This is a genomic window from Clostridium fungisolvens (assembly GCF_014193895.1).
In the GTDB taxonomy this organism is placed as follows: Bacteria; Bacillota; Clostridia; order Clostridiales; family Clostridiaceae; genus Clostridium_AR; species Clostridium_AR fungisolvens.
The window spans coordinates 4,064,901-4,082,116 of sequence record NZ_BLZR01000001.1 but is presented as its reverse complement, the minus strand read 5'-3'; the positions used below and the strand labels follow the sequence as shown (position 1 = coordinate 4,082,116).

10 protein-coding genes are annotated in these 17,216 nt (G+C 33.2%); all 10 read left to right on the top strand.

Going from position 1 to position 17,216, the window contains the following annotated elements; all coding sequences use genetic code 11:
• Position 1 precedes the first annotated feature (1 nt).
• The 10 genes from bsdtw1_RS18090 to bsdtw1_RS18045 all read left to right on the top strand — a co-directional run bounded on the left by bsdtw1_RS18090 (position 2) and on the right by bsdtw1_RS18045 (position 17,074).
• Positions 2 to 1,603, top strand: a complete 1,602-nt coding sequence (locus bsdtw1_RS18090; RefSeq protein WP_183278923.1) for a response regulator — start codon at positions 2 to 4, stop codon at positions 1,601 to 1,603.
• 262 nt (positions 1,604 to 1,865) lie between these two features.
• Positions 1,866 to 3,209: a sugar ABC transporter substrate-binding protein gene (locus tag bsdtw1_RS18085; RefSeq protein WP_183278922.1), complete on the top strand. Its 1,344-nt coding sequence runs from the start codon at positions 1,866 to 1,868 to the stop codon at positions 3,207 to 3,209.
• Between the two features lie 87 nt (positions 3,210 to 3,296).
• A complete protein-coding gene (locus bsdtw1_RS18080) occupies positions 3,297 to 4,271 on the top strand; it encodes a carbohydrate ABC transporter permease (protein ID WP_183278921.1) in 975 nt (324 codons plus the stop codon).
• Entirely contained in the window at positions 4,271 to 5,137 is an 867-nt protein-coding gene (locus bsdtw1_RS18075) for a carbohydrate ABC transporter permease (protein WP_183278920.1), read from the top strand. The genes bsdtw1_RS18080 and bsdtw1_RS18075 overlap by 1 nt, the downstream gene beginning before the upstream one ends.
• 108 nt (positions 5,138 to 5,245) lie before the next feature.
• A complete protein-coding gene (locus tag bsdtw1_RS18070) occupies positions 5,246 to 8,230 on the top strand; it encodes a GH36-type glycosyl hydrolase domain-containing protein (RefSeq protein ID WP_183278919.1) in 2,985 nt (994 codons plus the stop codon).
• A 3-nt stretch (positions 8,231 to 8,233) separates the two neighbouring features.
• Positions 8,234 to 9,106 carry a glycoside hydrolase family 16 protein gene (locus bsdtw1_RS18065; protein ID WP_244638185.1) on the top strand — a complete coding sequence of 291 codons (873 nt, stop codon included), beginning with the start codon at positions 8,234 to 8,236 and terminating at the stop codon, positions 9,104 to 9,106.
• 20 nt (positions 9,107 to 9,126) lie between these two features.
• Entirely contained in the window at positions 9,127 to 11,880 is a 2,754-nt protein-coding gene (locus tag bsdtw1_RS18060; protein WP_183278918.1) for a GH36-type glycosyl hydrolase domain-containing protein, read from the top strand.
• Positions 11,881 to 12,233: 353 nt separating this feature from the next.
• Positions 12,234 to 12,944, top strand: coding sequence for a LytR/AlgR family response regulator transcription factor (locus bsdtw1_RS18055; RefSeq protein WP_183278917.1), 711 nt, complete (start codon positions 12,234 to 12,236; stop codon positions 12,942 to 12,944).
• Positions 12,941 to 14,260 (top strand): sensor histidine kinase, encoded by a 1,320-nt coding sequence (locus bsdtw1_RS18050; RefSeq protein WP_183278916.1) that lies wholly within the window; start codon positions 12,941 to 12,943, stop codon positions 14,258 to 14,260. Before bsdtw1_RS18055 ends, bsdtw1_RS18050 begins: the two co-directional genes overlap by 4 nt.
• 405 nt (positions 14,261 to 14,665) lie before the next feature.
• Positions 14,666 to 17,074, top strand: coding sequence for a glycoside hydrolase family 2 TIM barrel-domain containing protein (locus tag bsdtw1_RS18045; protein ID WP_183278915.1), 2,409 nt, complete (start codon positions 14,666 to 14,668; stop codon positions 17,072 to 17,074).
• Positions 17,075 to 17,216: the final 142 nt, after the last annotated feature.

The window sequence follows — 17,216 nt, the reverse complement described above, 5'->3', positions numbered from 1 at the left end:
TGTGTATTCAGTTATGATTGTAGATGATGAACCAATTATCCGAATGGGATTAAAAAAGATAGTCAATTGGGAAGAGTTTGGATTTAAGATTATTTGTGAAGCACGAGATGGAGAAGAGGCACTAAAATTGCTGTCGGAACATAATATAGATTTTATTGTTTCTGATATTAAGATGCATAAGGTAAATGGAATTGAACTATTAAGAGAAATAAGGGATATGGAATTAGATACCTTAGTAGTACTATTAAGTGGATATGATGAATTTTTGTATGCACAAGAAGGTATAAGACTTGGTGCTTTTGACTATATACTAAAACCAATAGATTCACAAAAACTTAAGAACATACTGGTTAATGCATATAAAAAACTTAAGATGAAAGAAGAAAAGGAGTATGAATACAGCATAAACAAAATTATATCTGGTGAAAAGATACTGTATGATTTATTACGAGGAAAGAGCCTGATTATGATTGATGAGTATATTTCACAATATGATTTACCTTTAGTTAAGGGGAAAGTTCAGGTAGCAATAGTTGAAATCAATGATATTGTTATTAGCAAAGAGGATATAAGTGGAAGCATTGAATGGAGTTACTTGGAAAAGAACTTTCAGGATATAATTGAGAAAGAGTTGGAGAAGAGTAGCATAGAGTATTTTCATATTTTAGATGAAGAGTTAGGGAAAAAGATTATTATAGTACAGACAGAAAAAGAAGTTGAATTGCAAGCTTTCAATGAAAGTTTTGTATTTGCTTTAAAGGGTATACTTAAAAGATGTAATGAGGAATTAGGAATTAAGCTAAATATAGGAATTGGCAATTGCTATAACCAGATATATAGTATTCATAAAAGCTACCTGAATGCAAAAGAAACATTAAAATATAAATATGTGTTAGGTACAAATAGGATAATTAACCTAAGTGAATTGGTAGATACAAGACAAGAGAATTTTGTTTACCCAATTGAAAAAGAGAAGGCGCTTATAAACTCAATAATCTTGGGGAAAGAAGATTCATTAAGTATGCTTCAGCAGTTAATTAAAGAAATAGCTCAAATATTGAACTTTGACATTTTTAAGATTAATATTGCCTTTACACAAATCGTATATAATATTTATAATAATGTATTAAAAAAATATAGCTTTTTAGAAGATGTATATGATTTAAGTCAGCTCATTAAAATTGGGTTCTTAGGTGTTGAGAACTTGGAAGATATTGAAAAGCAATTGACAGATAATATTAGAAAACTCATAAATGTTATAAGCGAATATAATTTGAATAAGAACGATAATGTAGTTCAAAAGGCCTGTGAATATGTGTTAAACAATATAGATAAGGATATTACTTTAACAGTTATGTCTAATTACTTAAATATCAGCAAGAACTATCTATGTTCTATATTTAAGCAGCAGACAGGAGAAAATTTCTTAGAATATGTAACAAAAGCTAAGATGGAGAGAGCAAAAGTTTTATTAAAGAAGCATGACTATAAGGTCTATGAAGTTAGTGAAGTTTTAGGCTATAAAGAAACTGCGTATTTTAGCAAACTCTTTAAAAAGCATACCGGATATAACCCAGCTGAATATAAAAAGTGCAGCTTGTAAATAAAGAGAGATTCTATATTAATGTATAGAATCTCTTTTTTTACTGTTAAGGAAAGTTTAAAATCCCTATGTAGATTAAACTTAGATATCTCAATGCCTTCAGAAGTTTATTATGGCGATACAGTAAAAAATAAAACTTATTTTTTATGTAAATGTTTAAATTCAGTAATTTTTTAATACTCTATCGTAATTTTCTACCATTTTAGTAAAATACGGATTAATATATCATAAGTACTGTAGAAAGAAATCAGGGGGGATTGGAATGAAGAAAAAATTACTTTCAGCAGTATTAGTAAGTATTATGGCTATAAGCCTAGCAGGGTGCGGATCGAAAACATCAGATTCAAGTAGCGCAAAAAAAGAAAACGTAAACTTAAATGTTTGGATAATGCCTAACAGCGGAACTCCAGATAAAGATTTTATGGAAGTTATCAAACCTTTTCTAGACAAGAATCCTAATATAAAGGTTACACCTACTGTATTAGACTGGGGATCAGCTTGGACTAAGATTACTGCAGCAGCAACTAGTGGTCAAGCACCTGATATTACTCAGTTAGGTAATACATGGGTTTCAGCTGTAAGTGCAATGGGAGCGTTAGAGGATTTAACTCCAAGTTACAAGGACTTTGGAGGAGACGAAGCATTTGTAAAGGCTACACTAAGTACAACTGGTATAGAAGGTAAGAGTGAAAGATATGCAGTGCCATGGTTCGTAGATACCAGAGCTATTTACTACAGAAAAGACGCTTGTGAGAAAGCAGGAGTAGATCCAACTAAGGATTTTAATACATGGGATAGCTTTAAGGCTGCATTAAAGAAGTTAAATGGAGTAGAAGTTAATGGTAAAAAGATGGCTGCTCTTGGTATGCCAGGTAAGAATGACTGGAACGTTGTTCATAACTTCTCATGGTGGATATGGGGAGCAGGCGGAGAATATATTAAGGATGGTAAGGCAGCAATAAATTCTCCTGAGTCAGTACAAGGTATTAACTACTATGCAAGCTTAGCTGCAGAAGGTTTAATGCCAAAGGCTGCTCTAGAAAAAAATTCATCTGAAGTTGAAGCATTATTCAATAGTGGTGAATATGCAACTATTATCTCAGGTGCTTACCTTGCACAAACAATAAAAACTGAGTTTGCAAAGGATAGTGCTAAGTCTTTAGATCCTAAAAAGGTTGGAGTTGCTATAATTCCAGAAGGACCAAAAGGTAGATATGCATTCTTCGGTGGAAGTGATTTAGCAGTATTTAAATCTTCAAAGAACAAGCCAGAAGCTATCAAGTTATTAGCTTACCTTTCATCAGCTGATGCACAGGTAGCATATGCTAAGAAACATGGTAATCTACCAACAAATGCTAAATCATTTGATGACAAGTTTGTAACTGACGATCCATTGTTATCAGTATTCAAGCAACAATTACAATATGGTAAATCATATCCTTCAATCCCAGGTTGGGCACCATCAGAATCACTATTACAAAAAGGTTTGTCAAATGTATGGGATAATGTAATGGGTGTTAATGGAGCGTATGATCCTGCTAAAAATCAGAAAGAGTTAGACGCAGCAGCTAATGATGTTAATGCAGTTCTTAGCCAACAAAAATAATAGAAATAAGAATAGTTAATTAAATTATACAGGGGTGACCCCTGTATAATTTATATTAGACATATAGGTCGTTATAGGAGGTGCCACATGGAGATAGAGAAGAATCCAGTCATACGGACAAGGCGTGAGAATGGCATTATAAAAAATATACGGAAAAATAAATTTGCATATGCACTTATAGCACCAGCAGTAATTGCTATGGTAATTGTACAACTTATACCTATGATACAAGGATTATATTTTTCAATACTTAAACTTAATCAGTTTACGTTGAAACAATTTTTAAATGCACCATTTGCAGGATTTGATAATTTTAATAAGGTTTTGTTTGACACCTCAAGTAATATGCGTTCTGGATTTTTAGAGGCACTTAGAAATACAGGAATATATGGACTTATTTGTAGTGTCTTAGTTATAGTTTTAGGATTGGCGTCAGCTATGGTAGTTAATAGAGAATTTAAGTTTAGAGGAATTGCAAGAACTTTATTATTAACTCCTTGGGTTGTGCCTTCTTATGTAGTAGGTATGCTGTGGGGATTTATGTGGCAGCAGGACACAGGTATTATTAATAGAATATTGGTAGATTGGCTACATATTCTTCCAAGCAAGCCTTTCTGGCTTACTGGACCTAATGTACTTCCTGCAATAATAATACCTACCATATGGAGAAATGTACCACTTGTAATGATAATGCTACTAGCAGGGCTTCAAAGTATATCTGATGATTTTTATGAAGCAGCAGAAATAGATGGAGCAAATGCAGTTCAAAAGTTTAGAAATATAACCTTACCATTGCTTAAACCGGTAATTGGTATCCAAATGCTCTTTGGAATGATTAATTATATATATTCTTATAATATTGTTTCAATGATGTTTGGACATGGTGCAGGATATCCTGGTAAATGGGGAGATTTATTGATGACAAATATTCAGAGAAACTCTTTCCAAACATGGAACTTTGGTACTGGTGCAGCGGCTACTATTGTAGTAATGATATGTGTTCTTACCCTTGTGTGGATATGGTATAGAGTATTTAGAGATAGTTTGGTGGTGGATGAATAATGGCTACGAGTTACGTACAAAGTGTTAGAAGAAAAAAGAAGGCAAAGCATATAGCGGCAAATATTGTTTTATTTATACTAATAATAAGTAGCGTATTTCCAATAATTTGGATGGTCTTAAGTTCATTAATGACTCAAGGAGAATTAGCAACAGGTACTCTAGGAAAGCCGGTTAATTGGCATAATTATATTGAAATGTGGCAAAACATAAATTTCTTTGCGTATCTTAAGAACAGTTTAATTATTTGTGGTGTAACTACTTTAGTTACATTAGGCTTAGCAATTTTTGCTGGCTATGCAGTTGCAAAATACAAATTTCCTGGTTCAGGTATTTTTGGAGGAACAGTACTTGCTACGCAAATGATACCAGGTATGATGTTTTTATTGCCTCTTTATATAATGTTTATTAAGATTCAGGAGAACTTTGGAATAAGAATAGTGAATACATATCCTGGAGTGATAATTACTTATTCAGCATTCTTTATTCCATTTAGTATATGGATACTAAGAGGATTTTTTGCAACTATACCAAAGGAATTGGAAGAAGCAGCTCGCATAGATGGATGTTCAAAATTCGGTGCCTTGATACGAATAATATTACCTATCTCAACTACAGGAATTATTGCCACTGGTATATATATTTTTCTAATGGCTTGGGATGAACTATTATTTGCGTGGGTACTAACTACAGATATTTCTACTCAGACAATTCCAGTTGGAATAAGACTTTACGTTGGTAATTACCAAAATAGATACGATTTAATGATGGCAGCAAGTGTTGTAACAACAATTCCAGTTCTAATAATGTTTTTTGCGCTTCAAAAGAAGTTTATTAGTGGTATGACAGCAGGAGCGGTTAAAGGCTAAATATTATTTGAAGGTAAAATAGGGATTTTAAATTAAATCCCTATTTTTCACAATTATAAATATGTTGAATTTTATATTTTATTAATTAGTATATTTTGGAGGTGTATGATGAGAGAAGTAGTAGCAAGACAAGTAAAACAGTCAGCTGATCATAAATTAAGAGTAATATTTTCAGAGAAAATTGAAAAAGGGGCAGTTATAGATGGAATATTCTATGACAGTACTTATAAAAAGGCAGTAGGTGTAACTAATTTACAAATCAAAATTCCTGTTACTTTAGAAATATTTAAGGATAGAGAAATAGCTAAGCTATTGGATGAAGTCTTAGAAGAAAATGAATTTGTAATGATTAAGCTTACTAAAGATATATATGACACAGCTTTATTAACAAGTAGAAATGGTGAAATTACTGAAATATTATTAGATTTTGAGCTTAGTAAAAAGATAAACGAAATAGTACAAAATATAACTTACGGTGTGGGAAGTATTAACGAAAATGGAGAACATGAAATAGACCTAAGAGCCCCTGCTCCTGGACCTCATTTCAATACAAATCTGTTGCTTGGCAATAGACTGGGATTTTCCCATGCTCTTCAGACTACTCCAAAGAGTGTAGTAGATAAGTTTGGAAGAGGAAGCTTTAGAGCACATGCTGCCACTCAAGTATTAGCTACAAGATGGGATATGCTTCAAGATGAAAATGGATTTCCTGCAAATCGTCAGTTCTACTTAGTGGAAGATGGAAGGCAAATATTTTATTCGGCAAATGTTAAGGATGAAAATATAGAAAGTGGTAAATGTGTACATGCTCAAAATTACACTGAAATTTATTATAAGACTAAATGTGGCTTGGAAATAGAAAGGCTAATCTTCCTATTACCACAGGAAGAAAATATGCCTATAGCTGTAGAAGCGCAGCAAATTAAATTAATAAATAATACTAGTAGGGCAAGGAAAATCAAAATAGTTTATACAGGTATGTTTGGAAGTGCTGCCCCTGGTGCATTGATGGAGGATGTTTTATATAGCAATGTAATTATGCAGGCGAAGGTATACACTGATGAAGATGGACATGTAGAAGCAATTTCTTCAGATTATTACCCTATGTATACAAAAGGAGATTATAGATTTCATACTATGATCACTCACAATGAAAATAGATCGCTACTACCTAAGGAATTTTGTACAAGTTATAGTGAGTTTGTGGGAAATGCTTCTTTGGAAAGACCTGAGGGATTATACAAACTCAGTAATAATTTGAACAGAAAAGGTCCAGGATTCTTTGCGCTTAGTAGTGATTTTACTATACAAGCCTTAGATAAGGTTACCGTTGATAATTTTACAGGACTAGTTTCAAACAAAGCAAATGACGAATTTGATGAAAATAGCTTCAAAAACGAAGTACAGAACTTAATAAATAAATATAGAGATGAAAAAGAGGTTAAAAAAGCTTTTGAGAGCAGTCAAAGTTTTATTAATAGGTATAGTAGTTATATGCAAGTTATATCAGAAGACAGTAACTTTGATACTTATGTTAATAAGAATCTTCCTTTTCAGGTACTATATCAAACCTTTGTATCCCGTTCCTTTGATCAAACTCAAAAAGGTTATAGAGAGATTGGTTTTAGAGAAATACAGGATATTTATGCATCTATGTACTATTTTGTAGGTATGGGAGAAAAAGCTCTTGTAAAAAACTTGATTAAGGAATGGGCTGAAAAAGTATTTGAATTTGGTTATGCATATCATAATTTTTTCTGGGTTGGAAAAGAGCCAGGAAAATGGTCAGATGATGGATTGTGGCTGATTCAAGCTGTATTTAGATATATAAATATAACAGGTGATATGGATTTTCTTGATGAAAAGTGTGAAATTGGGGGAAGCGATCCAATAAAGACAAGAAGTTTATATGACACTATGAAAGCAATATTAAGATATTCAGGAGAAATATCAATTGGTAAGCATGGGATACCACTACTTGACTTTGCAGATTGGAATGATTGCTTGAAGCTTGATCCTGACTATATAAATGGTGTGGAAAAAGAAAGAAGATATAATGAACAGATAGCAAGAACACAAAAGAATGGAGAACCATTTGAAAGTGATTATTCTGAAAGTGTTATGAATGGATTCTTATTAAAGCTAGCTTTTGAAGAAATGATTGAAATTGGAGAGCTCAAAGGAGATGAAGAGTATTGCAGTAATCTAGAGAGTGTATCTGAGAAGCTTTATAAGAATCTACAGGAGCATGCATGGAAGAGTGATTTCTTTGCAAGAGTACTGTTTAATAGATACAAGGATGGCGAGTTCACATACCTTGGAGCAAAGGGAGATAAACTTTCTGCGGATCCTAATAAAGATGGAACGTATTTTTTAAACTCCTTTAGCTGGTCTATTTTAGCTAATTGTGCCACTGAAGAGCAGATAGAAGTAATGCTGGACTCTATAGATGAACATTTGAAGACTCCTTATGGTATAAAACTTATCAGTCCTACGGATTTAGAAAAGATTGCAATAGGGACAGCAACCGGTGAGTATTTCCCGGGAGATAGAGAGAATGGAGGAATATTCAAACATGCCACTATGATGGCAACCAGTGCTATGCTTAAAGCTGCTAAAAAAGTTGAAAGTAATGAATTAGCAAGAAGACTTACAGCTACAGCTTATTGGATGATCAATTTAGTTTTACCTTATAAAACCATGGAACATCCATATGTAACTTGTGGAAATCCAAGATTTTGTACGCAATATAATAATAGCGATACAGGTGAAAATATTGGACCTACATTGAGCGGAACCTCTACTTGGCTTACCTTATCTTTATTTGATGCCTTCGGTATCCAATATACAGCTGGAGGTATTGAAATAGATCCAATACTTATGGAAGAGCAAAAGTTTATAAACATTATTCTTAATACTGGTAAAGCCACATATAATATTAGAATCACAAAACCAGAAGGATTTTTAAGAATAAAGGACTCTTCATACTCTATTAAGGTAGATGATGTAGAAATTGAAGGAAATATCATTAAGATTTTTGAAGACAATAAAGAGCACAAGGTAACTATATGTTTGCAATACAAGGAGTGTTAGTGTGTGAGAAATAAAAAGATATATTTAGGAATAGGTATACTATTAAGCATTACAGTAGTGATATTTATTGGAATAAATGTTATTATAAGTGAGAGAAAGGAGAAAAAAATGAACATAGATGGGAAAAATAAGGAGAATATGAAGCTAGTATTTGAAGACGATTTCAATGAAGATGGAGCACCGAATAAAGAAAAGTGGCGATATGATATTGGTGGATCAGGTTGGGGAAACGATGAAAAGCAGTGCTATACTGATGAACTTTCAAATGCTAAGGTTAAGGATGGAAAACTAATAATTACTGCAAATAAAGAAAAATATGCCTTTAATGAATATACTTCTGCGAGGCTTTTAACTAAAGATTCTTGGTGCTATGGAAGATTTGAAATTAGAGCAAAGTTACCTAAAGGGGTAGGGACTTGGCCGGCAATATGGATGATGCCTGAAAATAGTGACTATGGAGCATGGCCACAAAGTGGAGAGCTAGACATAATGGAGCATGTAGGTTTTGATCAAGGTACAATACATGCTACAGCACATTCACTAAAATATTATTGGAAGGCAAATACACAAAAAACTGCACAAATAAAGGTTGATAATGTTGACACTGAATTTCATGTATATGCGATGGAGTGGAGACCTAATAAGATAGACTTTTTTGTGGACAATCAAAAATATTTTACTACTGAATATGATCCTGTAACTGACAAAGAAGAAAAGTGGAAATCTTGGCCATATGATAAACCATTTCACTTAATATTAAACATTGCAGTTGGTGGAAGTTGGGGTGGCCAAAAGGGCATTGATGACAGTATTTTTCCACAAGCTATGGAAGTAGATTACGTGAGAGTTTATGATCTAGGGATAAAAAATAATTAAAAATTTTATTGGAGGATATTATGGTAGAAAAAATAAAAAATTCATCATGGAACTTTATTGGCAAAAGTGGTGAGTTTACATTAGAAAATCCACACAAAACTAGTGGACTGTATTTTCCTTTGGCAAATGAAAATGGAATGATGAGTTCAATAACCCCATTACTAGCAGGAGATATTAAGATTAATCAAAATGCCTTTCTAATGGAACCAGTATCAGTAAGAAGCTTAAATTTTCCAGCAAATTCAAGAAACTTTTGGTTGTATATAGATAAAGACGTTGCATGGTCAGCAGCGGGAAATTCCTCTGATCAAATGAGTCTTAGCTTTAAAGAACAAAGCGAAGAAAGTGTACAGCTACATGCAGGCTTTCTTTGGCAAAAAGTAATAAGAGAAAATACAAAGCTTGGAGTAAGATCAGAGATAACAAACTTTGTACCAGTTAGTAAGCATAATGTTGAATTAATGAAGATAACAATAACAAATACAAATTCAGAGAATTTAAGATTTACACCTACTGCTGCTGTACCAATTTATGGACGTTCAGCAGATAATATAAGAGATCATAGACACGTAACATCATTGCTTCAAAGAATATATACCGATGAGTATGGAGTTCGTGTTACGCCAACTCTTACTTTTGATGAAAGAGGGCATAGGATTAATACAATTTCATATACAGTACAAGCTGTTGAAGGCGATGGAATAACACCTGAAGGATTCTTCCCAGTAGAGGAAGATTTTATTGGAGAAGGTGGAAGTCTTCAGTATCCTGAGGCTGTTATAAAGAATCTAACAAACTATTGCAAAGAAGGAGAAGAGATAGACGGATATGATGCAATGGGAGCAATAAGATTTAAGGAATGTGAGCTAAAGCCTGGAGAAAGCAGCTCCTATATAGTGATTATGGGGATTAGAGAAAATAATTCTGATTCAGAAGAATTTATAAAGTCATATGGTAGTGTGGCTAAGTTTGAAAGTGAATTAGATAATAACAAAGAATATTGGGAAAGAAAGTTATATAATTTAAACTTTTCATCTTCTAATGAAGCTTTTGACTCATGGATGAAATGGGTAGAGCTACAGCCTATTATGAGAAGAATATATGGATGCTCATTTTTACCTCACCATGATTACGGAAGAGGGGGAAGAGGCTGGAGAGACCTATGGCAGGATTGTTTAGCACTATTGCTTCTTGAACCTGCACCTGTAAGAGAATTACTATACAATAACTTTATTGGAGTTAGATTTGATGGAAGTAATGCAACCATTATAGGAACAAAACCAGGAGAGTTTATTGCAGATAGAAACAACATCTCTAGAACCTGGATGGATCACGGTGCATGGCCATTTGTCACTACAAAATTGTATTTAGATTTGAGTGGTGAATTGGAATTTTTACTTGTGGAACAAGAGTATTTTAAAGACAAGCAATGTTTCCGTTCAAAAGCTGTAGATCATGAATGGAACGATAGCTATGGAAATAAGCAAAAGGATCATTCAGGAAAAATATATAAAGGTAGTATCCTTGAACACATCTTAATTCAGCATTTAACAGCTTTTTATAATGTAGGAATGCATAATAATATGAGGCTTGAAGGTGCTGACTGGAATGATGCCTTTGATATGGCAGACGAAAAAGGAGAAAGTGTTGCATTTACTGCTTTATATGGAAGCAACCTCTTAGAATTAAGTGAATTGCTATTAAAATTAAAAGATAAGTTGGAAATAGAATCTGTAGAAATTGCTAAGGAAATGTCAATTTTAATAGATACTATTTATGATTCAATAGATTATAACTCTGTTGATGAAAAAAATAATTTATTAAGGAAATATTTTGAGCTTTGTACTCATGATGTTTCTGGGGAAAAGATAAAAATTGATATAGACAAACTTTCCTTTGATATTAAGAAAAAAGCTGAATGGATAATGGACCATATAAAAGCTAAGGAATTAATAAAGAATTCTGAAGGCTTTGAATGGTTTAATGGCTACTATGATAATGATGGGAAAGCATTAGAAGGGGACTTTGAAACAGGTACAAGAATGACATTGACAGGACAAGTGTTTCCGATAATGGGCGGTGTAGCTGACAAAGAGCTTATTGAGAAGGTTATTAAATCTGTAAATAGATATTTAAAGGATCCAAAGGTTGGCGGTATAAGATTAAATACTGATTTTAAGGAAGTTAAGCTGAATATGGGTAGAGGTTTTGGCTTTGCCTATGGACATAAAGAAAATGGTGCTATGTTTAGCCATATGACAATCATGTATATAAATGCTCTTTACAAAAGAGGTTTTGCAAAAGAAGGTTTTGAGATTCTAGATATGATATATAACCATTGCAATGACTTTGAAAAGAGTAGGATTTTACCAGGTATACCTGAGTACATTAGTGAGCGTGGCAGAGGAATGTATAACTATCTTACAGGTTCAGCAAGTTGGCTGCTACTTACAATGCTTAATGAGGTATATGGAGTAAAGGGATTCTTAGGTGATCTTATGCTTGAGCCTAAATTAGTTAAAGCACAATTTGATGGTAATAGTACTGCATCAGCCTTTACTATATTTGATGGTAGAAAGATAAATGTAGAATATAAAAATGAAAGTCAATTAGAATATGGCGAATATAGAATTGGTGCAGTTACTTTAAATGGAGAGAATTTAGAGTTAAAGCTAAATGATGGTTCATTTATTTTAGATAAAAATATTATAGATAAGCTTTTAATTAATGAAGAGCATAAAATAGTTGTGTATTTGGTAGGTATTAATTCTTAAAGTATAGTATCACATAGATTATAAGTATATTGGAAAGGCAAATGAGTAAAAACACTCACTAAAGAAGGTTTCTTTGGTGAGTGTTTTATATTTTATTCTTTAGAAAATTATATTGCAATTATAATGTAAGAAGTAGTAACAGCTATTACTTAATTTGTAAAGTTAGGAAAATGACTTTTTATTTAATGAATAAGTCTGTTATAATGAATCTGTAAAAATTATATCTATCTCAAATTTAGGTGGATTTTAATAGTAATAGATAGGAAAACGTTTGCTTAAATATCCACAAGATAAAACTTGTTGATTCTATATAAAGATAGAAAAACTAAAGCTATATCTATAGGGGGGAGTATATGCTTCATATTGCAGTAGTTGAGGACGATAAAACTTACGTAGAAACTCTAAAAGAATATCTGAAACAGTATGAAAAAGAGAGAAAAGAAAGAATTCGTATTACTACATTCTCAGATGGTGAAGATATTGCTACAAATTATAAGGCTGATTACGATATTATCTTATTAGATATTGAAATGAAATTTATGGACGGGATGACTACAGCGGAAGAAATTCGGAAGGTTGACAACGAAGTAGTTATTATTTTTATCACTAACATGCCGCAGTATGTTATGAAGGGATATGAAGTTGAAGCTCTAGATTATGTTTTAAAGCCTATTAATTACTTTGCTCTATCCCAACGTATTGATCGTGCACTTAGTCGAATGAAAAGACGATCCAAGAAGTATATCACCATCGCATTAAAAGGTGGATTGAAGAAATTAGACATATCAAAAATTCATTATGTTGAAGTTCAAAATCATGATTTAATATTTCATACAACAGAAGGTAGTTATACCACTAAAGGTTCTATGAAGGATTTGGAGAATAGCATCAATAATGATATCTTCTTTAGATGTAATAAATGTTTTCTCATTAATCTAGAATATGTGGAAAGTTTTCAAAATAGCGATGTAGTTGTTGGAGCGGATACTTTGCAGGTTAGTAGGTCTCGAAAAAAAGAACTTCTTGATATGCTTAATAATTACATGAATGAGGTAAGCAAATGAATATTGCTAATAGTGCAAATACACCATGGTGGTATTATGCAATTGCATATTGGCTTGCTTGTATGTTATTTATTTTTCAAGGTCCAAAACGTATCTCTGGAAGGCTGCGATGGGTAGTGGAGAGCCTTTTTCTAATTATATTAGTAGGGTTGTTGATGCTAAGTAGCAGTGTTCCAGTTATTTTTTTCATACCTTGTATTTTACTATGTGTTCTGACGATGCTATTATTTATCTATTGCTGCTGTGAGATATCTTTTTTGAATGCAATATATTTATGTGTGCGAGCTTTTATTATGGGTGAGTTTGCTGCATCTTTCGAATGGCAAATATATTACTACTCAGTAGTACATTTAAATATTCCTAAAGTAATTTTAGTAAACATCCTGTTTTTAGTAATAATTCACTCGCTGGTCTATGGAGCTTTTTATTACATGGACGTACGAAACAAGATAAAGAGAAAGAATATTGATATTACAGCACGAGAGCTTTTATCAGTTATTATCATAGGCACTGTAATATTTACAGTAAGTAATTTAAGTTATGTACTAAAGAGTTCACCGTTTAGTAGTCAATTTACCTCTGAAATATTTATAATTCGTACACTAGTTGATTTTGGTGGGGTAGCAATTCTATTTGCTTACCACTTGCAGCTTGAAGAGTTACAGATGAAATTTGAAGTAGAAAAGCTCCAAAACATATTAAATATGCAGTATGCAAATTATGAAATGTCGGAAAAGAGCATTGCTATGGTAAACGAGAAATATCATGACCTTAAATATCAGATCACTATGCTTCGCGAAGATGTTACATCAAAAGAAAGTATTAACTATCTGGATAAAATGGAGCAAGAAATTAAAATATATGAGGCACAAAATAAGACTGGTAATAAAATTCTTGATGCTATTTTGACTGGTAAGAAGATGTACTGTCAAAGCAATGGAATTGAACTTACTTCTGTGGTAGATGGAGCTTCGGTAAGCTTTATGAATGTAATGGATATTAGTACTTTGTTTGGTAATGCTCTAGATAATGCTATAGAAAGTGTAAAAAAACTTACAGACAGAGAAAAACGATTGATTCATCTTGTAGTAAAGAAACAAAAAGATTTTGTAAGAATTCGAGTGGAAAATTGTTATAAGGATGAACTGGAGTTTGAGAATGGACTACCAGTGACTACTAAGAACGATAAGAAATATCATGGATACGGTCTGAAAAGTATTCAAAATACAGTCAAGAAGTATGGTGGATCTGTAACGATAAATACAGAGGAGAATTGGTTTGAGCTTAGAATCCTAATTCCTGTTCCTAAAAGTTAAAAATAAAATTTCATGATACTCTGCATGCTGGCAACTATATAACCAGTATGCAGGGTGTTTTTACTGTTAAGAAAAATATAAAAGTATTGGCTAGCTAAACCTAGTGATTTCAAGAGTTTAGAACATCTATTTAGGGTAAATAGTAAAAAATAAAATTTATGTCGCCTGCCAGAATTTCTTCACATACGTTCAGAAAAGGCAGATGCGCAAAAAAATCACTGAAGAAAGTCGCTTCAGTGGTTTTTTCATATTTATACAAAATACAGATCACGATAAAAAAAATACAGTTTACGGTTACATTGATAAAGAGGTCAAAAATAATTATATAATTAAGCTACATTAGTAATGAAAATCTAATGAAGACAGTAATGAAGTTTGTATTATATTGAGGAAATGGAGACGAGTATGCAAGTTATTGATTTTAATGCTAATTGGAATTATAAACATCTTAATGTGAATGATGAAGCTAAAATAATAAATATTCCCCATGATGCAATGCTTTCAGAGCCACGTTCAGAGGCAAATCCTGGAGGTGGAAATATTAGTTGGTTTGCAGGAGGCGATTATCTATATTCTAAGACATTCGATGTTCCTATGGAGTACTGCGACAAAACAATTGTTTTTGAATTTGAGGGAGTATATAAAAATTCTGAAGTGTACATAAACGGGGAAAAAGCTGGGTACAGACCATATGGGTATACTAATTTTTATGTGGAAGCTCATAGGTTTTTAAAGTTTGGTGAAAAGAATGAAATACAGGTAATTGTACATAATTCTGATCAGCCCAATAGCCGTTGGTATTCTGGTTCAGGTATTTATAGACCAGTACACATGTATGTTCTAAATAAAGATCATATTCTTTTAAATGGAGTAAAGATACGAACAATCAGCATTGAGCCTGCGGTAATTGAAGTTGATGTTGATACTACTGATGCAGGCGAAGTGCAGGTTGAAATAATAGATAAAGAGATAGTGGTTGCAAAGAAGAAGGCATACACCGATAGGAAAGTAACCTTACAAATAGAAATTCCAAATGCAAAGTCCTGGGACTTAGAAAATCCTAATTTGTATACTTGCAAAGTTACCTTTGGAGAAGAGCAAGTTGAAGAGAGTTTTGGAATGAGAACCCTTGAAGTAGATAGTGAACATGGATTGCGTATTAATGGTAAGAGGGTAATTTTACGTGGAGCATGTATTCACCATGATAATGGAATTCTTGGTGCGTGCTGTTATCCAGAAGCAGAGGAAAGAAAGGTACGGATACTAAAGGAGAATGGTTATAACTCTATACGTTCGGCACACAATCCTTGTTCAAAAGCACTACTAGAAGCCTGTGATAGACTGGGTATGTTGGTGATGGATGAATATGTGGACGTGTGGTACATTCATAAAACAGAATATGACTATGTCAACTATTTTATGGATTGGTGGCAGGAAGATCTGAAGGACATGGTTGATAAAGATTATAACCACCCTTGCGTTGTAATGTATTCTACGGGGAATGAAGTTTCAGAAACTGCACAAAAACGTGGTATAGAGTTAACGGGACAGATGACAGAGTATCTGCATAGTCTTGATCCGACCCGTCCTGTAACCTGTGGAGTTAATATATTTTTCAACTTCTTAAGCTCCATAGGCTTTGGTGTTTACACAGATGAAAAGGCCAAAAAGAATGCTGATAAAGCAATAGAAGACGAGCAGAGTCTTTTATCAGGAAAGAAAAAGAAAAAGCCTGTTGGAAGCGAGTTTTACAATACCCTGGCCGGAATTTTTGGTGATACTACAATGAAGGTAGGGGCAACTCTTCGTGGATGTGATGTAAAAACCCGTGATGCATATGCGAATATGGATATTGCAGGTTATAACTATGGAATTTTGCGCTACAAAAGTGATTTGAAGAAATATCCAAAACGATTGATATTGGGAACAGAAACTTTCTGCAAAGACGCCTATAGCTTCTGGGAAATGGCTAAAAAGCATCCAAGAATTATTGGTGACTTTGTTTGGGCAGGTATGGATTACTTAGGTGAAGTAGGAATTGGTTCTTGGGAGTACGAAGAGTATGCGCCTCGCTTTGACAACGGAAATGGGTGGATGACAGCGGGCAGTGGAAGAATAGATATTATTGGAAATCCCATTGGTGAAGCAGCATATACAAAGGTTGCTTTTGAATGTACAGACAAGCCTATAATTGCTGTACGTCCAGTTAGTCAGAAAGGTAAACATTCACCTTCTGCCTGGAAGATGACAGATGCTAGAGAATCCTGGTCGTGGAATGGATGTAATGGCAATAAGGCAATAGTTGAGGTATATGTAAGAGCTTATATGGTCGAACTTCTTATAAACGGAAAGAGTGTAGGAAGAAAAAAAATAGGGAATGGTTGTCGTGCCATATTTAAGACTACTTATGAGGATGGAGAAATTAGAGCCATTGCCTATGATGACAATGGAAGAGAGATTTCAGATTCATCTTTGAAGACAGCAGGAAACGATACTGTTTTGCGTGCAGTACCGGAAGAAAAAACGGTTAAACAAGGAGGGTTATGTTATATACGCCTTCAGTATACCGATAAGGATGGTATTGTAAAACCAAAAGAAAGGAATATCTTGCATATAAAAGTAGATGGAGGAACCCTTCTTGGACTTGGAAGCGCATGTCCTTATAATGTAGATGGATATTTAAATGACTATACAGATACCTATTATGGTGAAGCACTTGCAGTTGTTAAAGCAGAGGAGGTAGGTGAGATAATATTTACAGTAACAGATGGAAAACTTAGTAGTTCTGTTAAAGTTTTGTGTGAAGTAAGATAGCCTTTAGGAAGTAAGTTCCTATTAGCATATGTGAAACTTATTTTGTTTTTTTGAATTTGATCTATACCTTGATGAACGGCCAATAAATAGAATAAGGGTTTAGGGTGTCCATCTAGGATTAGTATAAAACAATATTTTATGG

Bases quoted from the DNA above. Each gene is read 5' to 3' on its own strand.
- bsdtw1_RS18055 (WP_183278917.1), top strand. From the start codon at position 12,234: ATGCTTCATATTGCAGTAGTTGAGGACGATAAAACTTACGTAGAAACT.
- bsdtw1_RS18070 (WP_183278919.1), top strand. From the start codon at position 5,246: ATGAGAGAAGTAGTAGCAAGACAAGTAAAACAGTCAGCTGATCATAAA.
- bsdtw1_RS18050 (WP_183278916.1), top strand. From the start codon at position 12,941: ATGAATATTGCTAATAGTGCAAATACACCATGGTGGTATTATGCAATT.
- bsdtw1_RS18045 (WP_183278915.1), top strand. From the start codon at position 14,666: ATGCAAGTTATTGATTTTAATGCTAATTGGAATTATAAACATCTTAAT.
- bsdtw1_RS18080 (WP_183278921.1), top strand. From the start codon at position 3,297: ATGGAGATAGAGAAGAATCCAGTCATACGGACAAGGCGTGAGAATGGC.
- bsdtw1_RS18085 (WP_183278922.1), top strand. From the start codon at position 1,866: ATGAAGAAAAAATTACTTTCAGCAGTATTAGTAAGTATTATGGCTATA.
- bsdtw1_RS18075 (WP_183278920.1), top strand. From the start codon at position 4,271: ATGGCTACGAGTTACGTACAAAGTGTTAGAAGAAAAAAGAAGGCAAAG.
- bsdtw1_RS18060 (WP_183278918.1), top strand. From the start codon at position 9,127: ATGGTAGAAAAAATAAAAAATTCATCATGGAACTTTATTGGCAAAAGT.